The organism is Arthrobacter sp. BGA-UO-ETr-C19 (genome assembly GCF_059568005.1).
The window spans coordinates 168,166-190,221 of the sequence record NZ_JCAQPC010000015.1 but is presented as its reverse complement, the minus strand read 5'-3'; the positions used below and the strand labels follow the sequence as shown (position 1 = coordinate 190,221).

Genomic DNA, 22,056 nt, shown 5'->3' with positions numbered 1-22,056 from the left:
GCCACTGCGGCGCATTTGAGGACGAGCCCTGCTACTGCGCGTCCTCATCGTGAACTTCCGTGGTGCGGACTTTTCACTCGCGGGCTCTTGGACGCGGACGCCCGGATTACTAAGCTCCGGAATGGAGGACGCTATGAACAAGAACCGCCTGGAGGCATTCAGCGATGCCGTGCTGGCCATAGTTATCACCATCATGGTGCTCGAACTGCGCGTGCCGCACGAACCCACTTGGGATGGATTGGCACATGTCCTCCCGACTTTCCTCAGCTACCTGCTTAGCTTCGTTTATGTTGGGATCTACTGGAATAACCACCATCACATGATCCACTTGGCTGACCGGGTCAACGGCGCGATCCTCTGGGCCAACCTGCACCTCTTGTTCTGGCTCTCGCTCTTCCCGTTCAGCACCCGCTGGATGGATGAGTCCGGCTTCGTGCAGGTCCCGGTGCTGGTGTACGGAATCAACCTGCTTTGCGCTGCCATCGCCTACTTCATCCTGCAGCAGGCTCTCATCCGCCAGCAAGGCAGGGACGGATCCCTCGCCCGGGCAGTTGGCAAGGACTGGAAGGGCAAGGCCTCGCCGCTGATATACCTCGCCGGCCTTGCGCTGAGCATCCTGCACCCGCTGCTGGGAATTGCGGTCTACACTCTGGTGGCCCTGATCTGGTTGGTTCCAGACCGCCGCGTAGAACGCTTCGTCACCCGGGCGCACCAGGACTGACCGGTCTGAGCCGTCAGCCGATGCAGTGCGTGCGCCACATCGCGACCACGAGCGAACTCTGCTTTTTCCTGTTTGTGATGGCTTCTAGTCGGGCCTTCCGACGACAACCTGTGACGGGCTGTGCGTGACGTACCCAGTGAGCCAGGAGGAGAGTGCGCGGACCTTCTGTTGGGTGCCTGGGAGCAAGGCGAGGTGAACCCCGAGCCAGGAGAGGAACGCCAGTGGTCCTTGGAGTTGTATGCGTTTGCGACCCAGTTCGGCGACTGCTGCACCACGGCCGACCATGGCCATGTAACCCTTATCCCAATAGGCGAAAGGCTGGCGTGTGCCGCCGGTAAGGTCAGCGTGGATGTTGCGTGCGGCCCATTTCCCGGACTGCTCGGCAACGGAGCCGAGCTGGGGCAGTTTGGCGCCGGTGGCGTCGGTGATGTTGGCGGAGTCTCCCAGCACGTAGACGCCTTCGGCTCCGGGCGCGGTCAGGTCTGGCAGCACGTCGATGCGTCCGCCTTTCCCCTGCGGCAGGCCGGATTCGGAGATGATTTTTCCGGCTTTGAGGCCGCCGGCCCACACGACAATTTGAGCGGGAATGGTGGTCCCGTCCGCGAGCGTCACGCCATCGGCTCGGACCTGGGTAACGCCCTGGCCCATGTGCAGCTGGACCCCGAGTTTTATCAGCCGGTCACGGGTGTAAGCCTGCGACTTGGCGGAGAAGGGCATGAGCACGTTCGGCACCATATCCACAAGATGGACTTGGCAGCGGGCTGCCAGTCCGGGCGAAAAGTATTTGGGCACCAGGTACTTGATGTTCTCGGCGAGGGCGCCGGCCGTCTCCACGCCGGTGGGGCCGCCGCCGACCACGACCACGTCTGCGCGGCCGGCCTTCGCACGGTCTGCGTGGTCCAGGGCTGTAGTGAGGGCAGTGCTCAGGCGGGTGGCGTCAGCCACTGAGTACAGCGGGTAGGCATATTCTTCGGCGCCGGGGGTGTCGAAGAAGTTCGGTACCGCGCCTGCGGCAATGACGAGGATCTTCGACTGGTAGCGGGAGCCGTCGACAGTGGTGACGGTGCGGGTAGCGGAGTCGATTGCTGTCACCTCCGCGGTGAGGACCCGGACACTTTTAGTCCTGCGGAACACGGATCGCAGCGGCCTGGCCACCGCGGACACCCCGATCTGCGAAGCAGCCACCTGGTACAGGAGAGGCTGGAACTGGTGGTAATTGTTCGCGTCGATAAGGAGTACCCGGATGCCTTTGCGCCCGAGCTGCTCAGCTGCTGTCATGCCGGCAAACCCGCCGCCGACCACGACCACCTGATATGTATCGTCCATTCGTGCAACATACCCTGCCAGGCAACGGTGCAACAGTGCAGCCGGTCATGTGCGTAAGCATGAATTCTTCGGCGAGGAGGGCGTCCAACTCCGCCAGGTCCCCAGGCACCATCGCCTCGCACATGGCCTCATGGAGGGCTTCAATCACCTCGGCGGTCACGGTCGTGTCCGTCGCCGTGCCTGCGGCGTAAGTTCGTGGGCGCCGTAGCTGTTGTCGTCAGGATTGACGGTCACTCCGGGTGCGACGAGCTTGTCGATGCGGTCCAGCACGTCGGCGGAGAGAGTGATATCGGCCGCGGGAAGGTAGGACTCCAGCTGTTCCATGGTGCGCGGTCCGACGATCGCTGCCGTTACGCCGGGGTGGTTGATCACGAACGCGATCGCCAGCTCGATAAGACTCATTCCGGCCTGTTCGGCGAGCTGGGCGAGTTCTTCGACGATGTCGAGCTTGCGCTGGTTGGCCGGGCTCGTCATGTCGAACCGGGCGCTCGGACGCGCGGACGAGCTCGGGGCGGAGGCTGAGTCTTTCCGCCAGCGTCCGGAAAGCCAACCGCCGCTGAGCGGGCTGTACGTGAGGGTGCCCATGCCGTGACGCTGCACCGTCGGGAGAATGTCCTCCTCGATACCGCGGACGAGAATCGAGTAGGGCGGCTGCTCGGTGACGAACCGCTCCAGGTTCCGTTCACGGGAGGCCCACTGGGCTTCGACGATCTGCGACCCGGAGTACGACGAGGACCCGATGTACCGTATCTTGCCCTGGCGGACGAGGTCTGTGAGCGCCCCTAGGGTCTCCTCCACGTCCGTGTCCGGGCTGGGCCGGTGCACTTGGTACAGGTCGATGTAGTCGGTGTTCAGGCGGTGGAGGGAGTCCTCCACTGCCCGCATGATCCAGCGGCGGGACCCCCCGCGCTGGTTGGGATCATCCTCGTTCATGGGCATAAAGAACTTCGTAGCAAGGAACACGTCCTCGCGCCGGCCTTCCAGTGCCTGTCCGACGATCTCCTCGGATGCACCACCGGAGTAGACGTCGGCGGTGTCGATGAAGTTGATCCCCGCATCGAGGGCGCGGTGGATGATGGGGATAGAGTCGGCGGTGTCGTTGTTGCCCCAGGGGCCGAACATCATCGCGCCCAGGCATAAGGGGCTGACCTGCACGCCGGTGCGGCCAAGGGGACGGTATTCCATGCTGGTTCCTTTGTGTCTTAGGCTTCGGGGATGACCATGGCGAAGCGCTCCGGCCGCGCCTCGTCGGGGTCCGGTCCGTTGCGCACGCCGGTCTCGAGCGCATCGATGGCCGCGAGCTCGGCTGCCGAAAGTTCGAAGTCGAACACGTCGAAGTTCTCGGCGATCCGCGCTGGGTTGGTTGACTTGGGGATGGCTGAGCGGCCCTGCTGCAGGTGCCAGCGGAGCATGACCTGCGCCGCGGTTTTGCCGTTCGTCTGTGCGATGGTGGCGATTGTCGGGTCTTCCATGACGTTGCGGCGGTCCTCGCCACCCCAGCCCGGGTAGAAGGTGATGCCGCCGATCGGCGACCACGCCTGGGTGAGGATGCCGTGCTCGGCGTCGATTGCTTGGACGTCCGGCTGGGTGAAGTACGGGTGCAGCTCGATCTGGTTGACTGCCGGGATGATGTCCGTCTCCGCGAGCAGCTGCTTGAGGTGGTGCGGCATGAAGTTGCTGACGCCGATCGCCCGCACCCGCCCTTCGGCCAGCAGGGTCTCCAGCGCCTTGTAGGCGGCGATTGTTTTCTCGAACCGGTCAGGGGCAGGCTGGTGCAGGATGAGCAGGTCCAGGTAGTCGACGCCGAGCTTGCCGACAGCCTTCTCCCAGGCGTGAAGTGTCTCGTCATAGCCGTAGTCGCTCACCCAGACCTTCGTCTCAATGAAGACGTCGGGCCGGTCGACGCCGGACTTCCGGATGCCTTCGCCGACCTCCCGCTCGTTGCCGTAGGCAGCGGCGGTGTCGATGTGCAGGTAGCCGGCGGCAAGCGCGGCCTGGACGGCCGCCGTCGTCTGTTCCGGTGTGCTTTGGAAGACGCCCAGGCCGAGGGCGGGCATCGTGACGCCGTTGTTGAGGGTAAGTTCCATGTCCATGCCTTTCAACCTATTCAGATGAATCGGATTAAGGGAGGGCACGCCAGTACCCCTTTCGAAACGACTGGACGGTTCAGCGGGCAGGCTCCACCGGACAGATGAACCCGATCATTCGTTCCAAGTAATGACAGTGCCTCCCTCGAGCTTCGGCCGCCGCGTAGCGTTGATGCCATGACACATAGCGACGACGTGCGGAAGTTCCTGACCTCCCGCCGAGCCAGGATCACGCCAGAGGAGGCAGGATTGCCCCTCTACGGCGGCAACCGCCGGGTCACCGGACTGCGCCGCGAGGAAGTCGCGATGCTCGCCGGGATGAGCGTCGACTACTACGTCCGTCTGGAGCGCGGAAACCTCTCCGGCGCCTCGGACAGCGTTATCGAGGCGCTCGCCCGGGCGCTGAAGCTCGACGACGCCGAGACGGCCCACCTTTTCGACCTCGCCCGCGCCGCCACGGCTTCCCCGCGAGTACGGCGCAAGCGCAGCCCTCAATCGGTGCGGCCCAGCGTGCAGCGTGTCATTGATGCGATTACGGCGGCCCCGGCCTGGGTCCGCAACGACCGCGGGGATGTTCTCGCCGCCAACGAGCTCGGAGGCGCTCTTTACCTCGACCTGATGGCAGAAGAGACCACCCCGCCGAACAGTGCACGCTTCACCTTCCTGAACCCGAAAGCGCGGGAGTTCTTCACCGACTGGGAACGTGCAGCAGACGACGTCGTCGCGGTGCTGCGTTCCACGGCCGGGAAAAACCCCTACGACAAGGACCTCACGGACCTGATCGGTGAGCTCTCAACCCGTAGTGAGGAGTTCCGCACCCGGTGGGCGAGGCACGACGTGAAGTACCACCGCACCGGCCGCAAACGGCTCCGCCACCCGATTGTCGGGGACCTGGACCTGAGCTTCGAAGCACTCGAGCTTCCCGCTGATCCGGGGCTGCGGATCAACGTGTACACGGCCGAGCCCGGGACCCCGTCCGAGGATGCGCTGAAAGTCCTGGCCAGCTGGGCCGTCACCCAACGGGCCACGGCAGAGATGCCGTCAAGGAGCAGAAATGACTGACCGTCTGGGGCGCCGGAGAACTATGGGGGCCGGCACAACAAACACACACCTTGGGGCTTAGGATCCGGTTATCCCGGTTTCGGGCAGGACCGGCTGGGGGTTGCCCGTTATGAGTTGCGGCGCGCCGTAAAGTAAGCAAGGTGAGCAACCGAATCAGCCCGTACGATGCCTGGCAGCGCCTGCTAGAAGGCAACGAGCGTTTCGTTTCCGGAGATTCGAAGCACCCGAACCAGAACGCCTCCCGGCGCAGCGAGTTGGTGAATGCCCAAAACCCGTTCGCGATCATCTTTGGCTGCGCGGACTCCCGTCTGGCTGCGGAGATCATTTTCGACGTCGGCCTTGGCGACGTTTTCGTCGTGCGTACCGCCGGGCACGTCATAGATGACGCCGTTCTCGGCTCGCTCGAGTACGGTGTCTCGGTGCTCCACGTCCCGCTGGTCGTTGTCCTCGGACACGACAACTGCGGTGCCGTCACTGCCGCAAAAGACGCCGTGGAAACCGGAGAGGTGCCACACGGCCACATCCGCGACCTTGTTGAACGGATCACACCATCGGTCCTGAGTTCGCTGCGTGAGCACAAGACCGACGTCAATGACATGGTCGTCGAACACGCCAAACAGACCGTCCGTCGGCTGCTGGACAGTTCACGGATGATTTACGACGCCGTGGACAATTACTCCACTGCGGTTATTGGCGTCGCGTACAGGCTGGAAGAAGGCCGGGCGCAGCTCGTATCCACGTCTGGCGTCCTCTAAGGCCGGCGGCTCGCGGCCGGGAATTATTGTCGAGCGGCGGTGCTACTCGGCGGACGGTCGTTGTCGTTGCCGTTTTGTGGCTGCCCGTTGTTCCTTTGCGGCGAGGCGCCGGCGGTTGGAGCCGCGGGTGGGTTTGGTCGCCCGGCGGCGGGGAGCTTCGGGCGCAAGACCCTCTGCCAGGAGGTCGGCGAGCTTGGCGCGGGCGATCTCCCGATTGCGTAGCTGAGAGCGCCGCTCGGAGGCGGTTACGGTGATCACCCCGGCGGTGACTCGTCCGCCGAGACGCGTGAGCAGCATCGTCCGTTGGCTGTCGGAAAGGGCCGCGGAGTCACTAATCTTCCAGGAGAGCTCGACGCGGCTGTCCGAGGTGTTGACGTGTTGTCCGCCCGGCCCTGATGAACGCGAGAACCGCCAGGCGAGCTCCGACGAGGGAATCGTAAGCGCGGGCGACACCTCCAGATCCATGCATACCAGCCTTGCACAATATGGGCGCGACCGAGGCCTTCGTCCCCTCACGGGGTATGTTCCCGGGCGTCTATTTCCCGCTAGGACACTTTTCTGCCTGCAGCCTAACGTGGACAAGCCAGTTGTGCTTTAGTAAAGCCATGGCTGCTCCCATTGAGGACTACGCGCTGCTGTCGGATCTCCAAAGCGGGCCTCTGATCTCCCGGAACGGGAGCATCGACTGGCTCTGCTTCCCGCGGTTCGACTCCCCGTCGATGTTTAGTTCCCTGGTCGGAGTCGAGAGTCATGGCCGCTGGCTCCTGGCTCCTCGCCAGTCCGAAGCAGCAGTGGTGAAGCGGCACTATGTCGATTCGACATTTGTGCTGGAAACAGTCTGGAAGACCTCCACAGGACTGGCCCAGGTCACGGATTTCATGCCTGTGGGACATACGGGTTCGTCGGTTCTGCGCCGGGTCACCGGGCTGGAGGGGTGGGTGGAGATGTGCCAGGAACTCATCATCCGTCCCCGTTACGGCACGGTGGTGCCCTGGTCCAGGCGAATCCAGGACGGCGCGGCTCCCGGCGGAATGGTGCTTTTGGCCATGGCAGGCCCGGACGCCGTTGCCCTGCGGGGACCGCATCTGCCTGAGGCCCACGCGCATGGGCACTCGGGTGATTTCCGGGTAGTGGCAGGAGAGATTGTCGACTTTGAACTGACGTGGTTTCCTTCACACCGGCCAGTCCCTCCTGCGGTCGACGTTGACGCTGCACTCGAACAGTCCATCGATTACTGGACGCGATGGGGCAGCCACTGCCGTTCAGACGGTCCATATGGGGGCGCGGTGAAGCGTTCCCTGTTGGTGCTGAGGGCGCTGACGAATTACGAGACCGGCGGCATCGTTGCCGCGCCCACGACCTCCCTGCCGGAGGAGTTCGGTGGGCCGCGGAACTGGGACTACCGGTTCTGCTGGCTGCGTGACGCCGCATTGACGCTGGAGTCCATGCTTACCCACGGCTATGAAACTGAGGCCCTCCAGTGGCGCAACTGGTTGCTTCGTGCCCTCGCCGGCGAGCCCGAAGATCTGCAGATCATGTATGGCATCGGCGGTGAACGGGACCTGCCGGAGAGCGTCCTGGACCATCTGCCCGGTTATCAGGACTCACGGCCGGTGCGCATTGGAAATGCCGCGGTCGCACAGTTCCAGGCCGACGTCGTGGGGGAAGTGATGGTGGCGCTTGAAAGGCTCCGCCTGGCTGGCGGCAAGGAAGACCACTTCTCCTGGGCACTGCAACAAATCCTGCTCGGCTTCGTTGAGAAACACATCGAGGACAAAGACTTTGGTCTATGGGAAATGCGGGGAGACCCGCAATTCTTTACACACTCACGGGTCATGATGTGGGCCGCCTTCGACTGCGGCATACGCGCAGTCCGGAATCACGGCCTGGACGGACCAGCTGACCACTGGGAACACCTGCGCGCGCAGCTTCGGACGGAAATCCTGCGTAAAGGATTCGACCCGGACCTCAACTCCTTCACGCAGACCTACGGCGGAGGGCAAACCGACGCAGCCTTGCTCGTCATGCCCCAGGTTGGGTTTCTTCCCTACAACGACGACCGCATGCTGGGAACCGTTGCGCGGCTGGAGGAGGAACTCCTCACCGAGGACGGTCTGTTGTTGCGGTACCGCACCGAGACCGGCGTCGACGGGCTGGACCCGGGGGAACATCCCTTCCTTGCGTGTTCCTTTTGGCTTGTTGAGCAATATGCGCGCACGGGCCGCAGGTTCGAGGCGAGGAGCCTCATGGACAAACTCGTGGGCTTCTCTAATGAACTCGGCCTGCTGAGCGAGGAGTACGCCACGAAGGAGGGGCGGATGGCCGGCAACTTCCCGCAGGCGTTCTCGCACCTGGCCCTCGTTCGGGCAGCTGATGCCATGCACGGTGTGGATCTGCTGAGCTTGGCTACTGAAGCCAAGGTCTGACGCCTTCAAAGGGGCGCGCGGAACGCCAGCCCCGGCTGTCCCCACAGGGACCAATCCAAAAGGGTAGTTTAAACCGTCTCAATTAGGTGTTTTATCTGCCTGCCAACGACAGAATGATGGATCTCAGGCCCACCCTTTGAGGAGGGGAGTGCATTTGACCGCCATTTGCTGAACCCTCCCATGGCGGCTGAAGATTCAGCCGCTGCTCGACTGGAGCCGCGGCATCATCACACGCTCGCCGGAGGTTTCCCCGGCGAGTACAGCAGAAAGGCAGATCCAATGAGCAAAACCTTCCAGCCCACTGAACTCTTCAAGGGGAAACTGGACGAAGCTCCGCTCGGCCCTCCCTTGGCCGAAGTGATTGGCGACGAGATTCCAACGAGGATTGGTGTTCCCTTCACCAGTGACGACTCCCGCATCCTCTCCGGGGTCTGGGAAGCCGAACCGGGCCTCTCGCGGTGGGAGTTCTCGGAGCGCGGAGAGGTTATTCACGTCCTCGAGGGGCGCATGGTGGCCACCGAGGATGGCGGCGAACCGGTCACCCTGGAGGCGGGAACCGCCGGCTTCTTCCCCATTGGGTGGAAAGGAACCTGGGAAATCCAGGAACGCATCCGGAAGTTCTTCGTGATCTTCAACGCCTAACCGGCGCCGGTTCGGCCAGCAATAAAGACATGGCTTCGGTATGTCGGTCTTGAGGAGCCGGGGTGCGGATGCGCATCCCGGTCCTCCGGCTGCGGAACTGGGATGAATCTTCCTTAGTGGCGGGACTAATTCGGCCGTTGGCGCAGTTATGCCCTTCGGGCCCAGCAGGGCTGCGCGCACGCACACACCCCGGACCGCTAACCACGGGAATGAGACTTTAATGACGACGACGACTGCCGAGGGAGTCGGCTTCCGTTCCCGGCGGGGGCCCATCCTCATTGCCCTGATGCTCTCCACAGGCTTGGTGGCGATCGATTCAACGATCGTCGCGACGGCGGTGCCTTCGATCGTGGATGACGTTGGCGGGTTCACTTCCTTTCCCTGGCTTTTTTCGGCCTATCTGCTCGCGCAGGCTGTCTCCGTTCCGGTCTACGCGAAGCTCTCGGACGTCGTCGGCCGTAAACCGATCATCCTCAGCGGTATCGGCCTTTTCCTGCTTGGTTCGATCCTCTGCGGAGTGGCCTGGAGCATGCCGGCCCTCATCGCATTCCGCGTGCTGCAGGGCCTGGGCGCGGGAGCAGTCCAGCCGGTGGCGATCACCATCGCCGGCGATATCTACACGCTGACGGAGCGGGCAAAGGTCCAGGGTTACCTTGCCAGCGTGTGGGCGGTCTCCTCCGTCGTTGGGCCAACGCTCGGGGGCGTGTTCGCCTCGCTGGGCATCTGGCGTGGCATCTTCCTCGTGAACATCCCACTTTGCTTGCTCGCAGGGTGGATGCTGATCCGGACGTTCCACGAGGATGTCGAGCGCGCGAAGCACCGGGTCGACTATCCGGGCGCGGCACTGCTGACATTTTCCCTGAGCCTGCTCATCCTTGGGGCCCTCGAAGGTGGCCAGGCGTGGGCCTGGAACTCTTCCGTCAGCATCGCCGTCTTTGCCGCCGGAGCGCTCCTGTTCGCCGTGTTCGTGCTCGTCGAGAGGAGAGCAGCGGAGCCGGTCCTTCCACCGTGGGTCGTGTCCCGCCGGCTACTGGCGACGACGGCGACGATCTCTTTCGGGGTCGGTGCGGTCATGCTTGGCCTCACCTCCTACGTTCCGACGTTCCTCGAAGGGGCCCTCCGGACCTCCCCGATATTCGCCGGGCTCGCCCTGGCGGCACTGACCGTTGGCTGGCCGATCAGTGCGTCCCAGGCGGGCCGGTTCTATCTTCGGATCGGGTTCCGGAGGACTGCCCTGATCGGCGTCACGGTCACGGTCATCGGCACAGCCGTTCTGGCCCTCACTGCCTCGGCACCCAACATTGTGGTGGCAGCGGCAGGTTGCTTCGTCGTCGGACTTGGACTGGGGCTGGTGGCCACCCCGAGCCTCATTGCCGCCCAGTCAAGCGTCGAATGGAATGAGCGCGGCGTAGTCACCGGCACCAATCTCTTTGCGCGTTCGATCGGCAGCTCCATCGGCGTCGCCGTTTTCGGGGCAGTGGCCAACGCGATCTACGCCAGCGCGCCCGGCGGCGTTTCCGATCCGCAGACAATCGTGTCGGCGTCGACCGCCGTATTCCTGGCTGTCTTGGTCTGTGCCGTACTCACCGTTGTTGCCGTAGTGGCGATGCCGGCAGTGGACAGCACGAGCGCCACCCCCGACGCGGCCGCGAAGGCCCATGCGGCATCCTCACAAGACTAGGGCGGCACTCAGCCGCTGTGCACCGCCGCTTGCTGCCTCCTCGATCGAACAGTTCGAACCGTTGGGACGGATCGAACAGGCTGAGGTCGGGTGACGGCCAGGATCATGCCGACCCCGGCCATCGAGGAGACCATCGCGGAGCCGCCGTAGGAGATGAAGGGCAGGGGCACGCCAATAACCGGGAGCAGGCCGGTGACCATCGCGATGTTCACGACGGCCTGACCGATGATCCAGGTGATCACGCTGGAGGAGACAATGCGGGCGAACGTGTCCTGGGTACGGACTATGACCTTGAAAACAGCGATGCCGAGGACAGTAAACAGCATGAGCACCAAGAGGGTTCCAGCCAGGCCGAGTTCTTCGCCGAGGATGGTGAAGATGAAGTCGTTGTGGGCCTCGGGGATCCAGTTCCACTTCTGCCGGCTCTGCCCCAGTCCCACTCCCAGCCAGCCGCCGGAGGCCAGGGCGTACTGGCCGTGCAGCGCCTGGTAGCCGACCCCCTGGGAATCGTCAGCGGAACCGGCACCGAGCCAGGACGAAATGCGGGATACGCGGTTGCCACTCGTGGCGGCCAGGATGAGGGCTCCCACAGTGCAGAGCATTCCGGCTATCCCGAAGACTTTCATTCGTACGCCGCCGTAAAACATCGTGGCAGCGAGGATCATCATGATGATCATGGCCGTGCCCAGGTCATGGCCCAGGGCGACTAGCCCGATAATGAGGGCGCCGGTCGGCAGGAGCAACGGGACGACGGCGTGCTTCCACTCATGAAGCAGGGCCTGTTTGCGGGACAGGACGGCCGCTGCCCAGACGATGAGCGCGAGTTTCGCGAACTCGGAAGGCTGGACCGTGAAACCGCCGAAGCCCAGCCAGTTCCTGTTGCCGTTCACGGTCATGCCCAGGGGTGTGAACACCAGGCCGAGGGCTACGACGGCGGCCCCCAGAAGTGGCCAGGCGAGCCAGCGGATGTGCCGGGTCCGGAGACGGGCCAGGCCGAACATGATGGCAATGCCGGCTGCTGTCCACAGGCCCTGCTTCAGCGGAAGGTCGTAAGGGTTCCTGCCGGCCGCCACGGACTCCACCGACGACGCGGAGGCCACTTCGATGAGGCCGAGTGCTGCCAGAACCAGCACCACCGCCAGGATCACAGGCCGCGTGCGGTCCCCGGACTCATCGCCGAGCAGCCGTCCGATGCGGAGCAGAACATCGCTGCGACCCGTCGCACTAGTCGATGGATGCTTAGCGGTCATTTAGCGATCACTGTTTCCTTCCCTCGGGTCGGCCCTGCTCCGGGCCGTTCCGGGAAGGAGAAACCCACCGGGGAGAAATCATACGTCCTGGTCGGCGGAATGCGGTGCTTTGCCGGACTTCAGGTCATCCCCAGTAGAGATGCCTGCGCCGTGGCTGCCTGACCGGGGGAGTGGAACTGAACCGCTGGAGGTCGGCGACCAGCCTGTAGTACCGGTCGGATTCCAGAGCGGCGAGTGCTTTGTCATACGCCGCTTCATACGCGGTTCCTTGGGCGCTGTGGGGGTGTTGGGGGTTCCGCAGGGCCTGTTCGTGCACAGGTGCGGAATGGCTGAGTGGGGCCAGGGACTCGGTAAGCCATGCCAGCTCTGCGCGGAGCTCGTCCACTGCAGTCCTGTTGAACAGCTTGCGGTCCCCGAGCGCGGACCATACCCGGCCCGCGGCGGCACTCATGGCATTTGAGGCGTCCTGTTCGCCGGACCGCACGCTGGGGTCGTAGCAGAGCAGCGCCGCAACCTGATCGCAAAGAAAGGATGATGCGACCGGCTCGGCCTGGTGGTGGGTTCTCTCCAGAGCTTTCAGCATTTTCTGTCCCGACTGTCCCGGTGCCCGGGCGGAAGAAGGCCCGGATGATTTCATCGCCTTCGACACCTTCCATGGTGACCCGAGGACCTGAGACAGCCATGAGAAGCCTGTGAGGGTCTTCTCATGCGCTTTGCCATTGGTCACGGTTCCGTGGCTGTCTATGCTGATCTTGCAAGCAGGCTCACCGCGAGGCGATGGAGTCGCCATGAGGAGGGTAGAGCAGTGACGGAAGGTATAGGCAGGGTGGTCTGCGACATTACCGTCACGGCCGACGGATACTCGGCCGGGCTCAACCAGACCGAGCAGCGCCCGTTCGGCGACGACGGCGGCGACGGCTCCGGCGACGGGCTGCACGCCTGGATGTTCAGGACCCCTGACGAGAACCGCGCGGAAATTGACCAGATCATTGCCGCCAAGGCATTCATCATGGGCCGCAACATGTTCGGCCCGGTGCGTGGTGAGTGGGACCGGCAGTGGAACGGCTGGTGGGGTGACGATCCGCCATTCCACGCCCCGGTCTTCGTGCTGACGCACCATGCACGTGATCCGCAGCCGATGGACGGCGGCACCACGTACTACTTCATCACCGACGGAATCGAGTCGGCGCTGGCGCAGGCACGCACGGCGGCCGGCGACGGCGAGGTGGCGATCGGCGGCGGCGCGACCACGATCAACCAGTACCTCGCAGCCGGGCTGATCGATGAGCTGCGCGTGCACATTGCGCCGCTCACGTTTGGCGCCGGCACCCGGCTGTTCGAGGGCGTCCCGCCGCTGAAACTCGAGCAGGTGAATTCGCGGGCAGCGACACTTGTCACGCACGTGACCTACCGCGTGCTGTCCTGACCTTGGCCGGGCAGCGACGAACCGGTGTCTGCAGGGTTAGCTCAGGTACGCGTCGGCCACAGACAGTGCCCCGTCCAGTATGGCCAGGCCCTCGGCCACATCAGGGTCAGTCACATTGAGGGGTGGAGCGACATTGACACGGTTGCCCTGGATCAGCGGCAAAAGCCCCCTGTTCACGCACGCCTTGGCGACGGCGACCATCGGCGCGTTGTCAGCGGGTGTGGCTCCTGCGGGCACGAGCGGCTCTTTCGTCTGCCGGTTGCGGACCAGCTCCAGGCTCCAGAGGCCGCCGATGCCCCGCACATCCCCGACAGACCCGTGCTTCTCGGCAAGCTTCCTGAGTGCTGGTCCAAGGACATCGGTGCCAAGGCGGGCAGCTGCCGCGGCGGTGCCTTCCTCGTGCATGGCCGTGATGGCGCCGACGGCTGCTGCGCAGGCCAGAGGGTGGCCGCTGTACGTCATGCCCGCCGGGTAGGGGCGTTTGGTGAACATCTCATAGATCGAGTCACTGACCAGTACACCGCCCAGCGGAACGTACCCGGAGTTAACTCCCTTCGCGAACGCCAGCAGGTCGGGCGCCACACCATCGTGGTCCACGCCGAACCAGGCCCCCGTGCGGCAGAAGCCAACCATCACCTCGTCGGCGATATAGACGATGCCGTGGCGGTCGCACAGCTCGCGGACCCCGCGCAGGTAGCCGGATGGCGGCACGATGACACCTGAACTGCCGACGACCGATTCCAGGACCAGGCCGGCGATCGTCGACGGGCCTTCCAGGAGGATTACCTGCCCGAGATGGGCCAGCGCCCGCTCGCACTCTTCCTCCGGCGTCGTCGATCCGAACGCCGATCGGTACAGGAAGGGGCCAAAGAAGTGCACGGCCCCCGCCGCGCCCGTGTCGGAGGCCCAGCGGCGGGGGTCGCCCGTGAGGTGGATCGATGTGGTGGTCGAGCCATGGTAGGAGCGGTAGGCGGCGAGCACCTTGGGCCGTCCCGTGTAAAGGCGCGCCATCCGCACCGCATGCTCGATGGCCTCCGTCCCGCCGGTGGTGAACAGCACGTGCCCGAGGTGCTCCGGTGCGACCTCTACTATCAGCCGGGCTGCTTCACCCCGGACATCGGACGCGTGGCCGGGTGCGAGGGTGCACAAACGGTCGGCTTGCTCCTTGATCGCAGCAACGATGCGGGGATGTTGGTGGCCGAGGTTGGTGAACACCAGCTGCGAGCTGAAGTCCAGGTAGCGCCGTCCGTCGACGTCGAAGACGTGGCTCCCCGAGCCGCCGATCAGCGTGGGGACGTCACGCGGCCCCTGTACAGCCCAGGGGTGGAAGACCAGATCGTCGAGATTCATGACATGCTCCGTTGCTTGTGTGCCGGACGGTTCACTCCACTGCTTCACCTTGGCATCTTCCAGCAGCAGTTTCCAGAGCACTTCGCTCTCGGGCAGGCGCGGCGCAGGATCCTGTACTTCAGCGCGCCAGGAGGGCCATGGCGCGGGCCCTTGAACGTCCGGTCGCACCATGGATAGCATTGCCGGCACGGGCGTCGACGGCGCAGCGTTCCGGCTGCCACGGACGTCGATCAGATCGAGGAGACGGACATGGGCGAGGCAACTGCGGAGACGTCACCGGCAGACCTGATGGTGGACCTCATCATCTCCCTGGACGGGTATGCCTCGGCCGAGGGGTGGCCAGGCTGGTGGGGTCTGGAAGGCCCGGAATACCTGGGCTGGCTCGAGCAGGAGGGGGAGAAGGGCTACACCTTCCTCCTGGGGGCAAACACCTATCGCGTGATGTCCAGCATGTCGGGGGAGGCCGCCGCAGAGGGCTCGGGATTCTCCAAGGATGAGGGAGCCGCCCTGAGTGGCCTTGAGGCCGTGCCCAAGGTGGTCTTCTCCTCCACCCTGCAGGCGCCCCTGACATGGCCCAACTCGGAGCTGGTCACCGGCGACGCCGTCGAGGCCGTGACGGAGATGAAACGGAGCGGGACCAGGCCCTTGAGCACCCTTGGCAGCCTCAGCCTCTGCCGGTCGCTGCTGGCTGCCGGCCTGGTAGACCGCTTCCGGCTGGTCGTCTTCCCGGTGATCACGGGCCGCACCGGCCGGGAGCGGATCTACGACGGCTATCCGGACGTCGCGCTGGAGATGGTAGACAGCAGGACTTTCGACGGCAGGCTCCAGCTGCTCGAATACGTCCCCACAGTGCTCAGCGGACCGCCGGGCGGCCGTCTGACCTGAGCCAATCCATTGCTTCCCGGTTCCTCGTCACGGACCCTTCACGGCCTTCTAACGCATGGTCCGCAGGGAAGTTTTTCGACCCTTGACGGCTTGCCCGGGGCTTGGCATGGTGGGATTTGGATGGAGGAGGCGACCACCATGCAAGAGAAAAGCTGGTCGGTGAACATCGCAATCGATGAACATGAAAGCCAAACGAGGGCCACGGCGCGACTGCAAGTCGAGAAGCGGCCTGAACTGGTAGGTATCGGAATGGCCAGGCTGAACCCCGCCGACTCCGATGTCCCCGACATCGGGGATGAGCTGGCGACGGCTCGCGCTCTGGCGGACCTGGCGCATCAGCTGATTGAAGTCACCGCCGCCGACATAGAGAAAGTCACCAAAGCCCCTGCGCATCTGCGCGCTTAGCCCTGCAGGCCCGTCAGAGGAATTAGAGCGACGCCCGGCCGGGGAATCCCGGCCGGGCGTCGGAGTGACCTGCCCGAGGTGCTACAGGTTCGCTTCCGCGTAGATGCGCAGCGCGTCCCGGACAAAAGCGGCCCCGGACTCGCCGCCATAGTTTGCGCTGAACCGCGGATCCGCGACGTACATCTCAGCAAGGCCCACGACGTAGCCCTTCACATCACCCTCCGGCGCTGCCGCGGGTGTTCCGGGGATGCCGCGGAGCCATGCCACCTGCCGCCGCGCAAGATCCTGGGCCTCGGCGCTGCCGGCTGCCATACCCGAGCCTGCCGCGGCGATCCAGTCGCTGCCGAGCTGCTGCAACCGCTGCTTCCAGGCAGCCTTTTGGCCGGCGTCCATTCCACGCCACCAGGCATCGCTGCTGGCATAGGCATCCTTGCCCCAGCGCTCCTCCACTTCATCCTTGTAACGGGTGTGGTCGAAGCCGTCGAACATGTTTTCTGCCATAAGTTCTCCACCTCCTTTCACCGCGTCAATCGTGCGCTGGACCGACGCAATCTGCCGGTTCAGCCTGTCCTGCTCCTGCCGGAGCCACTGCAGGTGGCCGCCCAGGGCTCTGGCAGTGTCCGACTCGTTGCCCAGCACCTCGGCGATTGCTGGCAGGCCCAGGCCCAACTCACGCAGCAGCAGGATCCGCTGAAGTTGGATCAGCGCTTCCTGGTTGTAGTGCCGGTAGCCATTGTGGGCAATCCGGCTCGGCCTCAGCAGGCCGATGTCGTCATAGTGCCGGAGTGTCCGGCTTGTGGTCCCGGCGATCCTGGCGATTTGCTGGATCGACCAGTCCATGCGCTCCTCCTTTCCTGCCACCTTTGATCCGATGTTCCGACTCTAAAGGTTGACGTTGCGGCAAGGTCAAGGACCGGACCGGGATACGCCTGGCTGGCGGCAGTTCCCCCGCCGTGGATGGTTTCGTCCTGTGCCTCAGGGGCGGGCTTCCGGAGTCGTGCGTGTCTGGTCATGGGAGGAAATTACTTGAAGCTTGAACTAATCCGCGTTACCGTTAGTTCAGCTTTCAAGTAAATCACCCAGGAACCTCGAGGACCGCAGATGACCGCATGTGTTGAAACCGCCCCGCAGGCTTCGGCCCTGCCAGCCGCCACGGTGCGCAGCCAGGTGACCGTACCGCTGCGCTTTCCGGACGGATTCAGCACCACGGCCGAGGTGCTGACATTCCGTGGCCTCGCGGACGGCAAGGAGCACCTGCTGCTCGCCCTGGGCCAGTGGGAGCAGCAGCTCCTCGCACATGACGTGCCGCTGGTCCGGCTGCACAGCGAATGCATGACCGGCGACGTGTTCGGCAGCCAGCGCTGCGACTGCGGTCCGCAGCTGCGCGAGGCCGTCGAAGAGATCGCCGCGGCAGGCGGATTCCTGCTTTACCTCCGCCAGGAGGGCCGCGGCATCGGCCTGTATTCGAAGCTCGACGCCTACGCGCTGCAGGACACTGGCCTCGATACCTACGATGCCAACCTGGCACTGGGCCACGGCGAGGACGAACGCGACTACACCGCCGCCGCCCAGATGCTGCACGCCCTCGGCGCCTCGAGCATCAGGCTGCTCAGCAACAACCCGGACAAGGCCGCGCAGCTGACAGCCCTGGGCATCAGCGTCACCGAACAGGTTCCCACCGGCGTGTACCTCTCGCCGGCCAACCACGGCTACCTGGCGGCGAAGCGGGACCGCACCGCACATACGCTGGAACTTTCAAGGGCCGACGTCGGGCCCGTACCGCCGGGGCCTGCAGGCACCGTTCCCAGCCACGACGAGATGCTCAGCCGTGTTGACGATCTGGTTCCCCGGCTGCGGGAGCGGGCGGAGGAAACGGAGCAGCTGCGCCGACTCCCGGAGACCACCATGCAAGAACTAAAGGAGGCCGGCGTCTTCAGGATCCTCGCTCCGAAGAGTGTGGGCGGCTACGGCATGGGCGTGGAAACCTATGCTGAGGTCATCCGGCGGCTTGCCCGCGGCTGCGCATCCACGGCATGGACAGCCGGGCACCTGGCCGAACATGTCTGGATGCTGGCCCGCTGGCCCCGGCGGGTCCAGGACGAAGTCTTCGCCAACGGACCTGCTCCGCTGGCTGCGGCCACGAGCGCTCCCGTGGGCACGGCCAGGAAGGTCCGGGGAGGATTCTCGATCTCGGGCCACTGGAGCTTTGCCTCCGGGATCATGCATTCGGAGTGGGCCCTGCTGGCGGTGCAGTCCGACGGCGGCCGCCTGCAGTGCCTCGTGCCGGTGGCCGAGCTGGAGCTGCTGGATGTGTGGCACACGGATGGGCTGCGGGGGACCGGCAGCAACGATCTACGGGCGGAGGACCTGTTTGTGCCGGAGCATCGGGCCATGGACTGGGCGCTCCTGAGCGCCGCGGACAACCCCGGCAGCCTGATCCACGGGGACCGGCTGATCCACACGCCGATGGCCACGCTGCTGAACCTGGTGGCGCCCGCGGCCGCCCTGGGAGCCGCCGAGTACGCTATCGGCGTCTTCCGGGAAAAGATGCTGGTACGCAAGGTGAAGAACACTGCTGACAACCGCCAGGCGGATTCACCGCTGGCCCAGGCGCGCTACTCGAAAGCCTACGGACTGGTGGCCACCGCGCGCCTGCACTGGCAGGAGGCGATCACGGCGGTGGCTGAGTCCCATCGGCGCCGGCCAGCAACACTGACGGAGGAGGAACGCGTAAGCCACCGGCTCTCGCTTGCGCTTAGCGGTGAGGCTGCGGAGGAAGCCGTCCGGCTCATCACCGCGGGCTCCGGCGGGAGTGCCCACCGGCTGTCGAACCCCCTACAGCGGATTCAGCGCGACGTGAATGTCCTGCTCAACCACCCGACCCTGAGCTTGGATCCGATCCTTGAGCAGGCTGGCCGGGGCCTGCTGGGCCTTGGGTTCACGGTCTCGTCCTTCTAGCGCCCGCCGATTTTTAGCCTACGGTCGGCCTGGCCCGTTCGTTACGTTGGCGGTCCGCGGTGCCTGGAAGGACAGGAGCCGGATCCAGTCCGGTTCGTGGTCCCGCAGCTGGATCCGGGGCAGCGCCGCCGCGGCCTCCTGGACGATGATGGCGGCCTCCAGCTCGGCGAGCTTGGCCCCGAGGCAGCGGTGGATGCCCGAACCAAAGACGAGGCCGGTTGAGGATCCGCGGCCGGCCTGGCCCTGCGGGGACTGGCTTCCGGGTCCGGGGCCCGCCGTGATCCGGTTGCCGGACAGCTCAAGAAGTATCTCTGTACCGGCCGGGATCCGGTCGCCGCCGAGGTCCGTGCTGTGGGCTGCCACGCGGCGCCAGGTGGGGACGGATGATTCGCTGGCGAGCACATGCCGCACAGCGCACCGGGCGCCGGCTTCAGAGGCCGCGGCCGTCCAGCCCACGGGCGCGGTACCCTCCAGCAGCCGGAACAACGTGGTGCTGATCAGCTGCGTGGTGGTTTCCTGGCCGGCGATCAGCAGGAAGTAGCCGAGCGAGCACATCTCGGTCCGGGTCAGGCCATGTTCGGCCAGCGACTTGAACAGGTTGCGTCCCGGCGCCGACACGGATTCGGCAACGAGCCGGCGCAGCCAGCCATAGAACCCGGCGGCGCTGCGGGCCAGCTCGAGCTGCCGGTCCCCGTCCGGCCAGCCCCAGAACAGCTCCATGGAGTCAAGGCCCCAGCGTTTGAGCTCGGCAAGGTCCCGCACGGGCAGTCCGAGGAGTTCAAACATGATGACTGCCGGGGGCAATGCCGCCACCGTCTGCACGAGGTCCGCGTGGCCGGACTGCTCCAACTGCTCGGCGGTCTTCCCCGCCGCTTCCCTGGCCAGTTCCCGGATGCGCGGCTCCATGGCGGCGACGGTGGCGGGCGTGAAGAAACCCGCCACCACCTTGCGGATGCCGCCGTGCGTGCCGGTGTCGTTGCTGGCCAGGACCGGAGGCAGCGCAAAGCCCGCGCGCTGCAGCACTCGCAGCGCGGGTCCCTGCAGCGGGGTCACGGCCACCAGGGCATTGGCAGGGCTGAAATCGGCAGGCCTGTGCAGGACCTCCCGCACCGATTCCGCGTCCCGGACCACGAGATAGGGACACCTGGACCCGTCGGGGGCCTCCGCCGGAGCCGGCTTTGCCGCGGAGCCGGTGGTGATCGTCGCCGGCATCACGCGGACACCCCGTTCAGCCAGCCTGCGCCGGTCAGCCAGGCGGCCGCGCCGGCACGGAAGTCAGTCGGGGACAGTTCGGAGGCCCGGCCCGGAAGGGCGCCCAGGAGCGGCACCGGCAGCAGCCCGAGAACCTGCCGGTTGCTGTGGTGCACGGTGTCGGGGCGGGCCGGCCAGCTTCCCAGCACCACGCCGAGGACGTCGAGCCCGCGCGCGGACAGCGCCTCGAGGGTCAGGGCCGTGTGGTTCAGCGTGCCAAGCCCCGGACGGGCGACAACCACAAATGCCGCCGCCAGCAGGGAGCCGAGGTCCGCCAGGGTACCGCCCTGGGAATCCAGCTCCACCAGGAGCCCGCCGGCGCCCTCCACCAGGACGTGATCGTGGGCGTCGGCGAGCTCGCGGATCCGCTCCGCGTGGGCAGCCAGCGACGGCAGGGGTGTTCCATCGATGGCCGCAGCTGCGACGGGCGCCATGGGTTCCTGCAGGATGACTCCGGCCTCCGCTGTCACGGCGCCGGCGAGCCGGACGATTTCGGCAGCATCGGAATCACCGTCGGCGGCACCCGACTGGCACGGCTTGTACACCGCCACGCTGCGTCCTGTTCCGTACAGGACAGCGGCGAGGGCCGCCGTCGTGATGGTTTTGCCGACGCCGGTGTCCGTTCCGGTGACCAGAACGACGGGGGACAGGTTCATGGAAGTTCCTCCAAAATGCCGCGCAGCACTGCGCAGCTGTCTTCGATTTCTTCGGGCGTGAGCGTGGCGCGGGCGGTGAGCCGCAGCCGCGGGATCCCGTCCGGAACGGACGGCGGGCGGAAGCAGCCGACGCGGACGCCGGCACGGTGCGCGGACTCGGCGGCGGCTAGGGCTGATTCCGCGGACGGCATGGGGATGGACTGGACGGCCCCAGCTGTCCGGTCGGGGGCTGTGCCGTATTGGTCAACAGTTGCCCGGCTGGCCAGGAGCTGGGCAAGCCCGGCGGCCAGTGCGGCCGCGTTGCCGTGGACGGCTTGCGCCCGCCACGGTTCGTCCCTGATGATCCGCGCCGCGGTGAGAGCCGCTGCGGCGGATGCCGGCGCCAGCCCCGTGTCGAAAATGAAGCTGCGGGCCCGGTTGAGGAGGTGTTCACGCAGCAGGGCGGATCCCAGGACGGCCCCGCCCTGGCTGCCCAGCGCCTTGGATAACGTGGCCGTCACCACCACGTTGGGATGGCCGGCGAGGGCGGTCCCGGCCACGGCGCCGCGGCCCTGGAAGCTTCCTCCGCCGGTGACGCCGAGGCTGTGGGCTTCGTCGATGAGCAGCACGGCATCGCGCTGTTCAGCCAGGGCCAGGAGGTCGGTGAGCGGCGCCGCGTCGCCGAGGACGCTGTAGACGGATTCGACGGCGATAATCGCCCGCGGCTCCCTGCGGTCGGCGAGTAGACGGCCGGCTTCCCCGACGCTGTTGTGGGTGAACGATTCGGTGCGGGACCGGCTGAGCCGGAAGCCGTCGATCATCGAGGCGTGGCAGTGCTCGTCCGCGATGATCAGGGTCCCGGGAGCGCCCAGCGCCGTGATCACCCCGATGTTGGCCAGGTAGCCGGAGGAGAAGACCAGCGCGGCTTCCATCCCGGCCAGCGTGGCCAGTTCCTGCTCGAGGTCCAGATGCAACTGCGTGGTGCCCGCCACCAGACGGGAGGAGGTGGCGCCGGCGCCCCACTGCGATGCAGCCTCCGCGGCTGCCCCGGCAACGCGCGGATCCGATGCGAGGCCCAGGTAGTCGTTGCTGGCCAGGTCGATGAACCGTTCATGCGCGGCGCGGGGGAGCGGGCGGCGGACCTGGCCCCGGCGTTCCCGGACCGCTGCCTGCCGCTCGAGCCACTGGGCCATCGA

Annotated in this window: 22 protein-coding genes; 10 read left to right on the top strand and 12 right to left on the bottom strand. The window is 65.6% G+C overall.

Going from position 1 to position 22,056, the window contains the following annotated elements; genetic code table 11:
• The first annotated feature begins 133 nt into the window (after positions 1–133).
• Positions 134–721, top strand: coding sequence for a TMEM175 family protein (locus tag AC57BR_RS08105; RefSeq protein ID WP_496359295.1), 588 nt, complete (start codon positions 134–136; stop codon positions 719–721).
• Between the two features lie 84 nt (positions 722–805).
• Here the strand turns inward: AC57BR_RS08105 and AC57BR_RS08100 are convergent, their stop codons facing one another.
• From AC57BR_RS08100 to AC57BR_RS08085, 4 genes are read right to left on the bottom strand one after another with little or no spacing between them, the layout of a single operon-like run.
• The gene (locus AC57BR_RS08100; RefSeq protein ID WP_496359293.1) at positions 806–2,047 is read right to left on the bottom strand and encodes an NAD(P)/FAD-dependent oxidoreductase; all 1,242 of its coding nucleotides are present in this window, start codon (positions 2,045–2,047) and stop codon (positions 806–808) included.
• Entirely contained in the window at positions 1,986–2,195 is a 210-nt protein-coding gene (locus tag AC57BR_RS08095) for a nuclear transport factor 2 family protein (RefSeq protein ID WP_496359628.1), read from the bottom strand. The genes AC57BR_RS08100 and AC57BR_RS08095 overlap by 62 nt, the downstream gene beginning before the upstream one ends.
• A gap of 8 nt (positions 2,196–2,203) precedes the next feature.
• Positions 2,204–3,232 (bottom strand): aldo/keto reductase, encoded by a 1,029-nt coding sequence (locus AC57BR_RS08090; protein ID WP_496359291.1) that lies wholly within the window; start codon positions 3,230–3,232, stop codon positions 2,204–2,206.
• A gap of 17 nt (positions 3,233–3,249) precedes the next feature.
• Positions 3,250–4,134 carry an aldo/keto reductase gene (locus AC57BR_RS08085; protein ID WP_496359626.1) on the bottom strand — a complete coding sequence of 295 codons (885 nt, stop codon included), beginning with the start codon at positions 4,132–4,134 and terminating at the stop codon, positions 3,250–3,252.
• Positions 4,135–4,311: 177 nt separating this feature from the next.
• On the opposite strand from AC57BR_RS08085, the gene AC57BR_RS08080 reads away from it, so the two are divergent.
• Positions 4,312–5,196 carry a helix-turn-helix transcriptional regulator gene (locus AC57BR_RS08080; RefSeq protein WP_496359289.1) on the top strand — a complete coding sequence of 295 codons (885 nt, stop codon included), beginning with the start codon at positions 4,312–4,314 and terminating at the stop codon, positions 5,194–5,196.
• 140 nt (positions 5,197–5,336) lie between these two features.
• Positions 5,337–5,951 carry a carbonic anhydrase gene (locus AC57BR_RS08075; protein WP_496359287.1) on the top strand — a complete coding sequence of 205 codons (615 nt, stop codon included), beginning with the start codon at positions 5,337–5,339 and terminating at the stop codon, positions 5,949–5,951.
• A gap of 42 nt (positions 5,952–5,993) precedes the next feature.
• Here AC57BR_RS08075 and arfB read toward each other — a convergent pair whose 3' ends face one another.
• Positions 5,994–6,416, bottom strand: a complete 423-nt coding sequence (gene arfB / locus AC57BR_RS08070; protein ID WP_496359285.1) for an alternative ribosome rescue aminoacyl-tRNA hydrolase ArfB — start codon at positions 6,414–6,416, stop codon at positions 5,994–5,996.
• 140 nt (positions 6,417–6,556) lie between these two features.
• On the opposite strand from arfB, the gene AC57BR_RS08065 reads away from it, so the two are divergent.
• The 3 genes from AC57BR_RS08065 to AC57BR_RS08055 all read left to right on the top strand — a co-directional run bounded on the left by AC57BR_RS08065 (position 6,557) and on the right by AC57BR_RS08055 (position 10,700).
• Positions 6,557–8,377, top strand: a complete 1,821-nt coding sequence (locus AC57BR_RS08065; RefSeq protein WP_496359283.1) for a glycoside hydrolase family 15 protein — start codon at positions 6,557–6,559, stop codon at positions 8,375–8,377.
• 279 nt (positions 8,378–8,656) lie between these two features.
• A complete protein-coding gene (locus AC57BR_RS08060) occupies positions 8,657–9,019 on the top strand; it encodes a cupin domain-containing protein (RefSeq protein ID WP_496359281.1) in 363 nt (120 codons plus the stop codon).
• Positions 9,020–9,239: 220 nt separating this feature from the next.
• Complete coding sequence (locus AC57BR_RS08055) at positions 9,240–10,700, top strand: MFS transporter (protein ID WP_496359279.1); 1,461 nt, start codon at positions 9,240–9,242, stop codon at positions 10,698–10,700.
• An 8-nt stretch (positions 10,701–10,708) separates the two neighbouring features.
• On the opposite strand, the gene ftsW is transcribed toward AC57BR_RS08055, so the two are convergent.
• Both ftsW and AC57BR_RS08045 read right to left on the bottom strand, forming a co-directional pair.
• Complete coding sequence (ftsW, locus tag AC57BR_RS08050) at positions 10,709–11,950, bottom strand: putative lipid II flippase FtsW (protein WP_496359277.1); 1,242 nt, start codon at positions 11,948–11,950, stop codon at positions 10,709–10,711.
• A 124-nt stretch (positions 11,951–12,074) separates the two neighbouring features.
• On the bottom strand, positions 12,075–12,533 hold the full coding sequence (locus AC57BR_RS08045; RefSeq protein ID WP_496359275.1) for a CHAD domain-containing protein: 459 nt from the start codon (positions 12,531–12,533) through the stop codon (positions 12,075–12,077).
• Between the two features lie 222 nt (positions 12,534–12,755).
• On the opposite strand from AC57BR_RS08045, the gene AC57BR_RS08040 reads away from it, so the two are divergent.
• Positions 12,756–13,376, top strand: coding sequence for a dihydrofolate reductase family protein (locus AC57BR_RS08040; RefSeq protein ID WP_496359273.1), 621 nt, complete (start codon positions 12,756–12,758; stop codon positions 13,374–13,376).
• A 36-nt stretch (positions 13,377–13,412) separates the two neighbouring features.
• Here the strand turns inward: AC57BR_RS08040 and AC57BR_RS08035 are convergent, their stop codons facing one another.
• Positions 13,413–14,774 carry an aspartate aminotransferase family protein gene (locus AC57BR_RS08035; RefSeq protein ID WP_496359271.1) on the bottom strand — a complete coding sequence of 454 codons (1,362 nt, stop codon included), beginning with the start codon at positions 14,772–14,774 and terminating at the stop codon, positions 13,413–13,415.
• A gap of 201 nt (positions 14,775–14,975) precedes the next feature.
• Here AC57BR_RS08035 and AC57BR_RS08030 point away from each other — a divergent pair, with 201 nt between their 5' ends.
• Together AC57BR_RS08030 and AC57BR_RS08025 are read left to right on the top strand one after the other, a co-directional pair.
• A complete protein-coding gene (locus AC57BR_RS08030; RefSeq protein WP_496359269.1) occupies positions 14,976–15,611 on the top strand; it encodes a dihydrofolate reductase family protein in 636 nt (211 codons plus the stop codon).
• A 138-nt stretch (positions 15,612–15,749) separates the two neighbouring features.
• A complete protein-coding gene (locus tag AC57BR_RS08025) occupies positions 15,750–16,016 on the top strand; it encodes a DUF1876 domain-containing protein (protein WP_496359267.1) in 267 nt (88 codons plus the stop codon).
• Positions 16,017–16,097: 81 nt separating this feature from the next.
• Here the strand turns inward: AC57BR_RS08025 and AC57BR_RS08020 are convergent, their stop codons facing one another.
• Positions 16,098–16,856, bottom strand: coding sequence for a MerR family transcriptional regulator (locus tag AC57BR_RS08020; protein WP_496359265.1), 759 nt, complete (start codon positions 16,854–16,856; stop codon positions 16,098–16,100).
• 261 nt (positions 16,857–17,117) lie between these two features.
• On the opposite strand from AC57BR_RS08020, the gene ribA reads away from it, so the two are divergent.
• A complete protein-coding gene (gene ribA / locus AC57BR_RS08015) occupies positions 17,118–18,974 on the top strand; it encodes a GTP cyclohydrolase II RibA (RefSeq protein WP_496359263.1) in 1,857 nt (618 codons plus the stop codon).
• An 18-nt stretch (positions 18,975–18,992) separates the two neighbouring features.
• Here the strand turns inward: ribA and AC57BR_RS08010 are convergent, their stop codons facing one another.
• Genes AC57BR_RS08010 through AC57BR_RS08000 form a run of 3 tightly spaced genes read right to left on the bottom strand, consistent with a single transcriptional unit; the run spans position 18,993 to position 22,053 of the window.
• Positions 18,993–20,186, bottom strand: a complete 1,194-nt coding sequence (locus AC57BR_RS08010; RefSeq protein ID WP_496359624.1) for a cytochrome P450 family protein — start codon at positions 20,184–20,186, stop codon at positions 18,993–18,995.
• Positions 20,186–20,881, bottom strand: coding sequence for a dethiobiotin synthase (gene bioD / locus AC57BR_RS08005; RefSeq protein ID WP_496359261.1), 696 nt, complete (start codon positions 20,879–20,881; stop codon positions 20,186–20,188). Before bioD ends, AC57BR_RS08010 begins: the two co-directional genes overlap by 1 nt.
• The gene (locus AC57BR_RS08000; RefSeq protein WP_496359622.1) at positions 20,878–22,053 is read right to left on the bottom strand and encodes an 8-amino-7-oxononanoate synthase; all 1,176 of its coding nucleotides are present in this window, start codon (positions 22,051–22,053) and stop codon (positions 20,878–20,880) included. The genes bioD and AC57BR_RS08000 overlap by 4 nt, the downstream gene beginning before the upstream one ends.
• Between the last annotated feature and the right edge of the window lie 3 nt (positions 22,054–22,056).